10 protein-coding genes are annotated in these 12170 nt (G+C 69.1%); 7 read left to right on the forward strand and 3 right to left on the reverse strand.

The window, feature by feature from the left end:
- Both GTP90_RS32600 and GTP90_RS32605 read right to left on the reverse strand, forming a co-directional pair.
- On the reverse strand, positions 1-1193 hold a 1193-nt coding region (locus tag GTP90_RS32600; RefSeq protein ID WP_161087412.1), incomplete at its 3' end, for a DUF6600 domain-containing protein.
- An 88-nt stretch (positions 1194-1281) separates the two neighbouring features.
- Positions 1282-1923, reverse strand: coding sequence for a LysE family transporter (locus tag GTP90_RS32605; RefSeq protein WP_161087413.1), 642 nt, complete (start codon positions 1921-1923; stop codon positions 1282-1284).
- 149 nt (positions 1924-2072) lie between these two features.
- Here GTP90_RS32605 and GTP90_RS32610 point away from each other — a divergent pair, with 149 nt between their 5' ends.
- The 3 genes from GTP90_RS32610 to GTP90_RS32620 all read left to right on the forward strand — a co-directional run bounded on the left by GTP90_RS32610 (position 2073) and on the right by GTP90_RS32620 (position 5683).
- On the forward strand, positions 2073-3005 hold the full coding sequence (locus GTP90_RS32610) for a DUF808 domain-containing protein (RefSeq protein WP_161087414.1): 933 nt from the start codon (positions 2073-2075) through the stop codon (positions 3003-3005).
- 72 nt (positions 3006-3077) lie between these two features.
- Entirely contained in the window at positions 3078-3503 is a 426-nt protein-coding gene (yiaA, locus tag GTP90_RS32615) for an inner membrane protein YiaA (protein ID WP_161087415.1), read from the forward strand.
- A 74-nt stretch (positions 3504-3577) separates the two neighbouring features.
- Positions 3578-5683, forward strand: coding sequence for an EAL domain-containing protein (locus tag GTP90_RS32620; RefSeq protein ID WP_161087416.1), 2106 nt, complete (start codon positions 3578-3580; stop codon positions 5681-5683).
- Between the two features lie 21 nt (positions 5684-5704).
- Here the strand turns inward: GTP90_RS32620 and GTP90_RS32625 are convergent, their stop codons facing one another.
- Positions 5705-6496 carry a glutamate racemase gene (locus tag GTP90_RS32625; protein WP_161087417.1) on the reverse strand — a complete coding sequence of 264 codons (792 nt, stop codon included), beginning with the start codon at positions 6494-6496 and terminating at the stop codon, positions 5705-5707.
- A gap of 120 nt (positions 6497-6616) precedes the next feature.
- On the opposite strand from GTP90_RS32625, the gene GTP90_RS32630 reads away from it, so the two are divergent.
- The 4 genes from GTP90_RS32630 to GTP90_RS32645 all read left to right on the forward strand — a co-directional run.
- Complete coding sequence (locus GTP90_RS32630; RefSeq protein ID WP_161087418.1) at positions 6617-8245, forward strand: methyl-accepting chemotaxis protein; 1629 nt, start codon at positions 6617-6619, stop codon at positions 8243-8245.
- A 2-nt stretch (positions 8246-8247) separates the two neighbouring features.
- The gene (gene hemN, locus GTP90_RS32635) at positions 8248-9681 is read left to right on the forward strand and encodes an oxygen-independent coproporphyrinogen III oxidase (RefSeq protein ID WP_161087419.1); all 1434 of its coding nucleotides are present in this window, start codon (positions 8248-8250) and stop codon (positions 9679-9681) included.
- A 7-nt stretch (positions 9682-9688) separates the two neighbouring features.
- Complete coding sequence (locus GTP90_RS32640; protein ID WP_161087420.1) at positions 9689-10450, forward strand: sulfite exporter TauE/SafE family protein; 762 nt, start codon at positions 9689-9691, stop codon at positions 10448-10450.
- Positions 10429-12170, forward strand: a 1742-nt coding sequence (locus GTP90_RS32645; RefSeq protein ID WP_161087421.1) for a heavy metal translocating P-type ATPase, incomplete at its 3' end; no start/stop codon positions are given. The genes GTP90_RS32640 and GTP90_RS32645, both read left to right, overlap by 22 nt.

Genomic DNA, 12170 nt, shown 5'->3' on the forward strand with positions numbered 1-12170 from the left:
GCCGCCAGCGCGGAAGCCGGTATCACCTGCGGCCCGCGCGGCACCTGCACGCTGCGATGGCGGCCCTCGAACTGGTCGCGCGGCAGCACGGTCAGGCCCTCGTGCCGCCCGGGATCCACCGCGCGCGGCTCGAACTGCCGGCCGGTGTGGGTCCACACCAGGCGCCGCTCATGATCGGACGACACCCGGTAAGGCGGCACATAGCGCTCGCGCGGCGACAGCGGGAACCAGCCCAGGCCGGGCCGGTGGTCGCGCACGAAGCCGTTGCCGCCCACCCAGCCCACCAGCGCCGGCGCCCACACCGGCCGTCCGGCGGGCCGCCCCGGCGCCCAGCACCAGCGGCGGTTGACCACCACCCAGCGGCCGTAATGCGACGGCGCGTAGGCCCAGGGCGCGTTGTCGACCCAGGTCCAGCCCCACGGCGCCAGCCAGACCCAGCGGCCGTCACGGTAGGGCGCCCAGTCGGCCGCGACATTGCGCGGAGTCCACAGCGCGCCGTACTCGACGCTGTCGCTCCAGCTGCCGTTGCGGTCCAGTTCCTCGTAGCCGGTCATGCCGGTGGAGACGAAGCGCGAGGCCACCACCACCTCGGCGGCGCGGTCGCGCTCGTCGGACCAGACATCGAAGCCGTCGCGCCGCGCCACGCTGGTGCTGACGTCGACGCTGCTGACGTCGACATGGCGGCCGGGACTGACCGTCACCGACGAGCCGGCGCCATCCACCCGCGCGCTGCCGGCCAGCACACTGACCTGGCTGGTGTCGGCCACGCGCTCGACATCGACCCGCAGCAGGCCCGGCTCGAGCAGCGTGATGCGCGCCTGCGGCGTGTTCAGTTCGAAATCGCGCAGCAGCTCCGGGCTGCGCACGCGGATGCTGACGCTGCCGTAATTCAGCCGCAGCCGCAGCAGCTCGTCGTCCAGTTCGGTGATTTCCAGGTCGGAGTCGCCATCGAGCCGCACCGCCGTCGAGCCGACCCGGAACTCGGTGCGGCCGCCGCTGGCGGTGGTGAGGTGGCTGGCGCCGGTGACCGGCCAGTTCAGCCCGGCGGCGACCGGCTCGTCGTCGCCGACCAGCGTGACCTGGCCCTGCACCGCCGAAATGCGGCCGACCATGGCGGGCGGATCCGCCAGCGCGAACGAACAAACGCCGGCCAGGGCGGCCAGCACGGCGGAACGGATGATTTTGCGGCTCATGGCGGCGTCTCCTAGTTTGTTTTTAATGTAACGCCGCGCCGGGCAATTCGACTACCGGGATTACACCGGGTTACAAATCATAGGAAAATCAGGTACTTGCGCCGCCGCGCTTGACGAAGAACAAGGCCGCGCCGACCGCCATCAGCAGGCCGCCGAACACCCGGTTCTGCTTCCTGACGGCGCCGGCGTCGCGGAAAAAGCGTTGCATCGACGAGGCCAGGAAGGCGTAGCTGTGCATCACCACCAGGTCGATGCAGCACATGGTGGCCGCCATCACCAGCAGCTGCGGCAGCAGCGGCGAGCCCTGGGTGATGAACTGCGGCAGCACCGCCACCATGAAGATGATGCCCTTGGGATTGGTGGCGTTGGTCAGGAAGCCGGTCAGGAAGCGTTTGCGCGCGGTCGGCACCACCACCTCGGCGCGGTCCTGCCGGGCGCTGACGCTGACCTTGGAGCGCCACTGGCTCAGGCCCAGGTAGATCAGGTACAGCGCGCCCACCGTCTTGACGATGTTGAACGCCACCTCGGACGCCAGCAGCAGCGAGCCGACGCCGGCGCCGGCAATGAAGAACAGCAGCATCAGGCCGCTCTGCAGGCCGAGGATGGTGGCGGTGGTGCGGCGCACGCCGAACGACAGGCCGTGCGACATCGACAGCACCGCGCCCGAGCCGGGCGAGACGGCGATGATGCAGGCGGCGATGAAAAAGGTGATCCAGGTGGCGAAGCTCATGGTGGTCCCGTGCGGTGGGCCGCAGCACCGTGCTGCGTCGTCAGCACATTGTAGCGGCGTTGGCGTTTCGCCGCCCGGCCCGTCATCGGTTAAGATTGCTAAATCAACCAAGGAAATCCCATGACCCACACCCCGCAGGAGCAACGTTAATGGCCGGCACCAGCCTGCTGGCGCTGATCGACGACATCGCCTCCATCCTCGACGACGTCGCCCTCATGAGCAAGATGGCGGCCAAGAAAACCGCCGGCGTGCTGGGTGACGACCTGGCCCTCAACGCCCAGCAGGTGGCCGGCGTGCGCGCCGAGCGCGAGCTGCCGGTGGTGTGGGCGGTGGCGCTCGGCTCGCTGAAGAACAAGGCCATCCTGGTGCCGGCCGCGCTGGCCATCAGCGCGTTCGCGCCGTGGGCCATCACGCCGCTGCTGATGGCCGGCGGCCTGTACCTGTGCTTCGAGGGCTTCGAGAAGATCGCCCACGGCCTGCTGCACCAGGACCAGGAGGACCAGCACCTGGGCGAGCTGGCCGACGCCGTCAGCGATCCCGACGTCGACCTGGTGGCGCTGGAAAAGGACAAGATCCAGGGCGCCATCCGCACCGACTTCATCCTCTCGGCCGAGATCATCGTGATCGCGCTGGGCACGGTGGCCGACGCCGGCTTCCTGCAGCAGGTGACGGTGGTGGCCGGCATCGCCGTCGTGATGACGGTGGGCGTGTACGGCATCGTGGCCGGCATCGTCAAGATGGACGACGCCGGCCTCTACCTGAGCCGGCGCGGCGGCAGCGCGGTGCGCGCGCTGGGCCGGGTGCTGCTGGCGGCCGCGCCCAAGCTGATGAAGCTGCTGTCGGTGGTGGGCACGGCGGCCATGTTCATGGTCGGCGGCGGCATCCTGACCCACGGCCTGCCCGGCGCCCACGACCTGATCCACCACGCCACCGGGGCGGCGGCCACGGTGCCGGCGGCCGGGCCGCTGCTGGCCTGGGCCGCGCCGGTCGCGCTGGACGCCTTGGCTGGCATCGCCGCCGGCGCGCTGACGCTGGCGGTGGTGATGGTGGGCGGAAAACTGTTGCGAATTATCAGAAAATAACATTGGCCTTTTTGATATGATCCCGCAGCGGGCGCCGTCCGGCGCCGCCACACCCCACTGCAAGGAGCACACATGGCCCATATCCACCACCAAGGCCCGACCACCGCCTTTATCGCCGCCTCCTGGGTCGCCCTGATCGCCGGCGCCCTGACCTACCTGATCGGCCTGTGGAACGCCACCATGGCGCTGAACGAAAAAGGCTATTACTTCACGCTGCTGATGTACGGCCTGTTCGCCGCCGTCTCGCTGCAGAAATCGGTGCGCGACCGCAGCGAGGGCGTCCCGGTCAGCGGCCTGTACTTCAGCCTGTGCTGGACCTCGATCCTGCTGGTCATCGGCCTGCTGGGCGTGGGCCTGTTCAACGCCACGCTGGCGCCCAGCGAAAAAGGCTTCTACGCCATGGGCTTCGCGCTCAGCCTGTTCGCGGCGGTGGCGGTGCAGAAGAACGTGCGCGACGTCGCGGCCCTCAAGACCGGCGGCGCCGGCGAGCTGGGCTGATCCGGCTTAAAAAATTTCAGCCGGCCACGGAACTCTTTTCCGTCCTTTCGCTCAAACAGCGAAAGGAGGCCGGTATGGAATCAGCACAGCGGCACCTGCGCATGGCCCTGGACGCCGCGCGCATGATGATCTGGGATTCGGAACTGTCAAACGGCAAGGTCATCGACAGCACCGTCAAATGGTTCGCGGCCGGCACCAGCCTGCTGGGCCTGCCGCCGGGCGACCTGTCGCAGCCGTTCTCGACCTTCCTGCAAATCGTCTGCCCCGAGGACCGCGACCACCTGCTCGACACCATGCAGGAGGCGGTCGACAAGCGCACCGGCTACGAGGTCGAGTACCGCGTGCAGTGGCCCGACTGCAGCCGCCACTGGCTGGCCGCCAAGGCCCACGTGTTCTGCGACGAGCACGGCGTGCCGGTCGGCACGCTGGGCATCGTCTGGGACATCACCGAGCGCAAGGAAAACGAGCAGGCCACCGCGCGGGAGCGCGAGCTGGCCGCCGTCACGCTGCGCTCGATCGGCGAGGGCGTCATCACCACCAACGCGGCCGGCGTGACCGACTACCTGAACCACGTGGCCGAGCAGCTGACCGGCTGGACGCTGGAACAGGCGCGCGGCCTGCACATCTCCACCACGCTCAAGCTGATCGACGACACCGGCGCGCCGATCCCGGAGCACGCGGCGCTGCAATGCCTGCGGCTCAAGCAGGCCATCGGCGCCTCGTCGCACAACCAGCTGGTCACGCGCGACGGCCGCCACGTGGCGGTGGAGGAGTCGGCCGCGCCGATCTGGTCCGACCGCGGCGAGCTGCTGGGCGCGGTGGTGGTGTTCCGCGACGTCAGCCACGAGCGCAAGCTCAGCAAGCAGCTGTCGTGGAACGCCAGCCACGACACGCTCACCGGCCTGATCAACCGGCGCGAGTTCGAGGTGCAGATCGCCGACGCGCTGCACAGCGCCAAGCAGGACAACCACGTGCACGCGCTGCTGTACATGGACCTGGACCAGTTCAAGATCGTCAACGACACCTGCGGCCACAGCGCCGGCGACCTGCTGCTGCAGCTGCTGGCCAAGATGCTGCAGACGCAGATGCGCGACAGCGACATCCTGGCCCGCCTGGGCGGCGACGAGCTGGGCGTGCTGCTGCCGCACTGCCCGCCCGACCAGGCGCTGCTGATCGCCGACCAGCTGCGGCAATCGATCAAGAACTTCCGCTTCGTGTGGGACGACCACACCTTCGAGCTGGGCGTGAGCATCGGCCTGGTCGAGATCAACCACCTGAGCAAGTCGATGACCGAGCTGCTGATCGCCGCCGACCAGGCCTGCTACCTGGCCAAGGAGCGCGGCCGCAACCGCGTGCACCTGTACCAGGATTCGGACCTGCGGCTGGCGCGCCGCCAGGGCGAGATGCTGTGGGTGTCGCGCCTGAACGAGGCGTTCGAGCACCAGTATTTCCGGCTGTACGCCCAGCCCATCGTCGGCCTGTGCGGCCATGGCGGCGGGCACGACGAGGTGCTGATCCGCATCCAGCCCGCCAAGGGCGAGCTGATCCTGCCCGGCGCCTTCATCCCGGCCGCCGAACGCTACGACATGATGACCGCCATCGACCGCTGGGTGATACGGGCCGTGTGCCGCCACGTGCAAAGCGTGCGCGACAGCCTGGGGCCGCAGCAGGCGTATGTGGCGCAGCGCCAGCCGGCGCCGGCCCAGTACTCGGTCAACCTGTCGGGCAGCTCGCTGAGCGACGAGGGCCTGCGCGACTACATCATCGAGCAGTTCGTCGAGCACGACGTCGCGCCCGAGCAGATCTGCTTCGAGATCACCGAGACCGCCGTGATCGCCAACCTGATCAAGGCGCAGGATTTCATGGCCGGGCTGAAGGCGCTGGGCTGCCGCTTCTCGCTGGACGACTTCGGCAGCGGCCTGTCCTCGTTCGCCTACCTGAAGGCGCTGCCGGTGGACTACCTGAAGATCGACGGCGTGTTCATCCGCGACATCGCCAACAACGCCATCAACCGCGCCATGGTCAAGGCCATCAACGAGGTCGGCCATGTGATGGGCATCAGCACCGTGGCCGAGTACGTCGAGGACGAGCCCACCCTGGCCGTGGTGCGCGAGCTGGGCCTGGACTACGCCCAGGGCTACGCGGTCGGCACGCTGCGTCCGCTCAGCGTGAGCGACTAGGATGAACGGCCAGGTGGACGGCTAAGCGACGGCCACCAGCTCGGCCTGCAGCGGCGTGCCCAGCGCGCGCAACGCGGTGTTGAAGTCCTCCAGGCTCAGCTCGGCGCTGGCGGTGGCCACGCAGCGCGTCAGGCCGGCGCCGGCGCTGGTGTGGGGCGCCAGCTCGTCCAGCACGCTGTCGGCCGGGTCGAGGAATTGCACGTCCGGCGCGGCCGCCTCGAAGCAGGGCTTGAGCCACGGCAGATGGGTGGACGACATCGTCATCACGTCCACCCGCGGATGGGCGGCGCGCAGTTCGCCGATGAAACGGTCGACGGCGGCCTGGGTCGCCTGCGGCCTGTGGACAAAGTCAAAGTTTTCCACAAGCTCCACCAGCGCCGACGCGTTCACCAGCAGCACCTCGCCGGCGCCCCGGTGGGCCGCCGCATACGCCTGCATGGCCGCGCTGTCCACCATCGAGCGCACCCCCAGCACCGCCACCCGGCCGCTGGCCGAGCGCCGCACCGCCTCCGCCACCGGCGGGAAGATGCCGATCACCGGCACCGCCGCCGCCGCCCTCAGCGGCTCCAGCACCACCACGCTGGGCGCGTTGGACGCCAGCACCACCGCCACGCAGCCCTGCCCGTGCAGGAACGCGGTAGCACGTTGCACCACTTCCAGCAACTGTTGCGGCGATTTGGCGCCGTAGGGAAAACTGCCGCGGTCGGCGAAATACAGCACGTCCTGCGCCGGGAAGGCTGCCCGCACGCGCTCGACGATGGCGTAGCTGCCGATGCCGGCGTCGAAAATGCCGACGGGGCGTTGAAGTTTCATGATTCCCTTGTCAACCCCAATCTGGGGATTTTTGATCCACATCAATAAAATTGGCGACCGGACTCCGTAAACTGATCGTATCAATTGCGATAAAGCAATATATATCCCTCGGAGCCTCGTATGCGCAACAATCAGCCCGTCAGCAACCGCGAAGTGGAAGTCCTGGATGACCAGGCCATCGTGTCAAAGACTGACCTAAATGGCAATATTGTCTATGTAAATCCCTACTTCGTGCAAGTCAGCGGTTTCAGCGAGGCGGAGCTGCTGGGTTCGCCGCAAAACATCGTGCGCCATCCGGACATGCCGGCCGAGGCCTTCGCCGACCTGTGGCACTCGATCCAGGCCGGCATGCCGTGGACCGGCATCGTCAAGAACCGCTGCAAGAACGGCGACTTCTACTGGGTGCGCGCCAACATCACCCCCATCCGCGACAACGGCAAGACCACCGGCTACATGTCGGTGCGGGTCAAGCCCGAGCGCCACCAGATCGAAAAGGCCGAGCAGGCCTACCGCGCGATCCGCGCCGGCGGCAAGCACGGCCTGCGCATCAAGAACGGCCAGCTGATCCGCACCGGCGCCGGCTCGCTGCTGTCGCGCCTGGGCCATGTGTCGCTGGCCATGCGCATCTGGCTGGCCACCAGCGTGGTCAACGTGCTGCAGGTGGTCGTCTGCGCGGCCGCGCTGATGGGCGGCGGCGGCAACAGCTACGGCATCTTCGCCGCCACCTTTGTCGGCCTGCTGATCAACGTCTTCCTGTGGTACACGCTGCGGGTGTCGGTGCTGCAGCCGCTGGGCCGGGCGCTGCAGGGGGCGCGCTCGATCGCGGCCGGCGACCTGTCGTGCTCGTTCGAAACCGACGCCACCGACGAGGTCGGCCAGCTGGTGCGCGCGCTGCAGCAGATGAACAGCAACCTGATCGCCACCATCCGCGACGTCCGCACCAACGTCGAGACCATGGCCGTGGCCACCCGCCAGATCGCCGCCGGCAACGCCGACCTGTCCGGCCGCACCGAGGCGCAAGCCGCCAGCCTGGAGGAGACCGCCTCCAGCGTCGAGCAGTTCTCGTCCACCGTCAAGCAGAACGCCGACAACTCGGCCCAGGCCAACGAGCTGGCGCAGAACGCCTCCAACGTCGCGGTGCAGGGCGGCGAGATCGTCGCCGACGTCATCGCCACCATGGACGAGATCAACACCTCCTCGCGCAAGATCGTCGACATCATCGGCCTGATCGAGGGCATCGCCTTCCAGACCAACATCCTGGCGCTGAACGCCGCCGTCGAGGCGGCCCGCGCCGGCGAACAGGGACGCGGCTTCGCCGTGGTGGCCGGCGAGGTGCGCAACCTGGCCCAGCGCAGCGCCACCGCCGCCAAGGACATCAAGAACCTGATCGACGTCTCGGTCGGCAAGGTCAGCGCCGGCATGGTGCAGGTCGACCGCGCCGGCGCCACCATGAAGGAAGTGGTGGCCTCGGTGCAGCAGGTGACGGCCATCATGCGTGAAATCTCGGTGGCCTCGCACGAGCAGAGCATCGGCGTCGACCAGGTCAACGCCGCCATCGCCCACATGGACCAGGTCACGCAGCAGAACGCCGCGCTGGTCGAGGAGGCGGCCGCCGCCACCGCCAGCCTGGCGATGGAAGCGGGCGGCCTGACCCAGGCCGTCAGCCTGTTCAAGTTCGGCACCACGCGCAAGGTGCGTCCGCTGCGCGCCACCTCTCAACCTCAACCGATGAAACGCCTCGCGGCATGACCATGAACACCACTGTAAGCCACACCGGCGGCGCCTTCCCCGACGTCGAATTCGACGCCGCCATCATCGGCAAGCTGAGCCAGTCCGGCCCACGCTACACCTCGTACCCGACCGCCGACCGCTTCCAGCCGGAATTCGGCTACGGCCAGTTCCTGGAGGCGGTGGCCGGCCTGCGCATGCGCCGCAGCCAGCGGCCCCTGTCGCTGTACATCCACATCCCGTTCTGCGACACCATCTGCTACTACTGCGGCTGCAACAAGATCGTCACCAAGGACCACAGCAAGGCCGCCACCTACCTCGGCTACCTGAAGCAGGAGATCGACATGCAGGGCCGCCTGTTCGCCGGCATGGGCCAGATCGAGCAGCTGCACTTCGGCGGCGGCACGCCGACCTACCTGAGCGACCGCCAGATGGGCGACCTGATGACCCACCTGCACGAGAACTTCCAGTTCGCCTCCGACGCCCAGGGCGAGTACTCGATCGAGATCGATCCGCGCACCGTCAGCGTCGAGCGCGTGCATTCGCTGCGGGCGCAGGGCTTCAACCGCATCAGCCTGGGCGTGCAGGACTTCGACCCCGAGGTGCAGAAGGCCGTCAACCGCATCCAGCCGGAGGCCGAGACCCGCGCCGTGATGGACGCGGCGCGCGCGGCCGGCTTCCGTTCCATCAGCATCGACCTGATCTACGGCCTGCCCAAGCAGACCATGGCCAGCATGGAGCAGACGCTCGACAAGGTGATCGCCGCCAATCCCGACCGCATCGCGCTGTACAACTACGCCCACCTGCCGCACCTGTTCAAGCCGCAGCGCCGCATCGCCGAGGCCGACCTGCCGACGCCGGCCGTCAAGCTGGACCTGCTGGCGCTGTGCATCCGCCGCCTGTGCGCGGCCGGCTATGTCTACATCGGCATGGACCACTTCGCCAAGCCGGACGACGAGCTGGCCGTGGCGCAGCGCCAGGGCCGGCTGCAGCGCAACTTCCAGGGCTACTCCACGCGCGCCGAGGCCGAGCTGATCTCGTGCGGCGTGTCGGCCATCAGCGCGGTTGGCGCCACCTACAGCCAGAACGAGAAAACGCTGGAGGCGTACTACGAAAAGCTCGACGACGGCAAGCTGCCGGTCACGCGCGGCATCAAGCTCGACACCGACGACCTGCTGCGCCGCATCGTCATTCAAAAACTGATGTGCAATTTCGAGCTGTCGATCTCGTCCATCGAGCAAGCCTACCCGATCCGCTTCCCGCAATACTTCGCGGCCGAGCTCGACAAGCTGCGCGCCTTCGAGGACGACGGCCTGGTGCAGGTGGACGAGCAATGGATCACGGTGACGGCCAAGGGCCGCCTGCTGATCCGCAATATCTGCATGGTGTTCGACCGCTACCTGAGCCTGCCGCGCAGCGACGGCCCGCAACCGCTGCGCTACTCGAAGACGATCTGACCCCGCCATGAACGCACTCCAGCTCTTGCCGGTGATGGTGGTGGGCCTCGCGGGCAGCGTCCACTGCGTCGGCATGTGCGGCGGCATCGTCGGCGCGCTGTCGGTCGGCACCGCGCCGCCGCCACGCACGGTGATCCCCATCGTGGCCGTGCCCCAGGCCAGCGCGCTGACGCGGGTGCTGTCGTACAACGCCGGCCGCATCGCCAGCTACATGGCGGCCGGCGCGCTGGCCGGCGGACTGGCCGGCGGCGCCCACAGCGTCGCCTCGCTGGCCGGCCTGCAGCTGGGCTTTTACTGGCTGGCCAACCTGATGCTGGTGGCGCTGGGCCTGTACCTGATGGACGCCTGGCGCGGCCTGGCCGTGCTGGAGCAGGGCGGCCGCGTGCTGTGGACGCGCGCCCAGCCGGTGATCGCGCCGATGATGAAATCGCTGATGCCGGCCACCCGCCCGCACCAGGCCTTCGCGCTGGGCGCGCTGTGGGGCTGGCTGCCGTGCGGCATGGTCTACAGCGTGCTGCTGACCGCCATGCTGAGCGGCTCGGCCGGCGACGGCGCCGCCGTCATGCTGGCCTTCGGCCTGGGCACGCTGCCCATGCTGACCGGCCTCGGCCTTGCCGGCGCCCGCCTGCAACGCGCCCTGCAACAGCGCCGCGTGCGCATCGCCTGCGGCCTGCTGGTGCTGGCCTTCGGCGTGCTGGGCCTGGCCCGCGCGGCCGGCGGCATCGCGCCCGACTGGATGGATACCCTATGCCTGACACCACATCAATGAGCACCTTCGCGCCGCCGGCCGCCGCCGCCGGCGTCTGCTACCACTGCGGCCTGGCGCTGCCGGCCGCCGTCAATCCCGCCTGGACCGTGCGCATCGCCGGCGCCGAGCACGCCATGTGCTGCCCCGGCTGCGCGGCGGTGGCGCAGACCATTGTCGACCTCGGCCAGGAATCCTACTACCGCGAGCGCTCGGCCTTTGCCGCCAGCGCCGAGGGCGCGCAGATGCTGCCGCCCGAGCTGCGCCTGTACGACAACGCCGACCCGCGCTTCGCGCTGGACGAGGACAGCCGCGAAACCACGCTGACCGTCGAGGGCATCCGCTGCGCCGCCTGCGTGTGGCTGATCGAACAGCGCCTGGCCAAGCTGCCGGGCGTGGAAAGCGCCCAGCTCAACGTCGCCACCGAGCGCCTGTACGTGCGCTGGCGCAGCGCGGCCTGCCAGCCCGGCGACATCCTGGCCGCGCTGCACGCGATCGGCTACGCCGCCTATCCGTACGACGCCGAGCGCCACGGCGAGCAGCAACGCAAGGCCGCCAGGACGCTGGGCCGCCAGCTGTTCGTGGCCGGCCTGTCGATGATGCAGGTGATGATGTACGTGGCGCCGGCCTACCTGGCCGACGCCGGCACGCTGGACGACAGCATGGCCGCGCTGATGCGCTGGGCCAGCCTGCTGCTGACGGTGCCGGCCATCTGCTACTCGGCGCTGCCGTTCTGGCGCGGCGCCTGGTCCAGCCTGCGCGCGCACACGTTGGGCATGGACGTGCCGGTGGCGCTGGGCATCGCGGCCGCGTTTGGCGCCAGCGTGGTGGCCACCGTGCGCGGCCAGGGCGAAGTGTATTTCGATTCGGTCACGATGTTCATCTTCCTGCTGCTGTGCAGCCGCCACCTGGAGCTGCGCGCGCGCCGCAAGGCCGGCGCCGCGCTGGAGCGCCTGCAGCACGCGCTGCCGGCCTCGGCCACGCTGCTGGAACAGTATCCGGACAGCCACGCGGCCAGCCTGGTCAAGGCCGCCGCGCTGGCGGTGGACGACGTCATCATGATCAAGCCGGGCGAGGCGGTGGCGGCCGATTGCGTCATTGTCGACGGCCGCACCGTGCTGGACCTGTCGCTGCTGAGCGGCGAGAGCGCGCCGGTGGCCAAGGACGTGGGCGACGCGCTGCCGGGCGGCGCCATCAACGCCGGCTCGGTGATCCTGGCGCGCGTGACGCGCATTGCCCAGGACAGCACCATGTCGCGCCTGGTGCAACTGATCGACCGCGCCGGCCGCGACAAGCCGCGCATCGCCCAGTGGGCCGACGACGTGGCCGGCTGGTTCGTGCTGGCGCTGCTGCTGTTCGCGCTGGCCACCTTTGTCTTCTGGTTCTGGCTGGACGGCGACAGCGCCCGCCGCGCCTGGCCGATCGCCATCGCGGTGCTGGTGGTGTCGTGCCCGTGCGCGCTGTCGCTGGCCACGCCCACCGCGCTGGCCGCCGCCACCGACGCGCTGCTGCGCCAGGGCGTGCTGGTGACCGGCCCGCAGACGCTGGAAACGCTGCACCGCGCCACCCACGTGGTGTTCGACAAGACCGGCACGCTGACCTACGGCCGTCCGGTGCTGCACGAAATCCAGCAGCTGGGCCTGATGCAGTCCGACTTCTGCCTGCAGGTGGCGGCCGCGCTGGACGCCGGCAGCGGCCATCCGCTGGCGCGCGCCCTGGTCGGCGCGGCGGCCGAGGCGCAGGG

The sequence above is a fragment of the Duganella vulcania genome (assembly GCF_009857655.1).
Classification (GTDB): domain Bacteria; phylum Pseudomonadota; class Gammaproteobacteria; order Burkholderiales; family Burkholderiaceae_D; genus Rugamonas; species Rugamonas vulcania.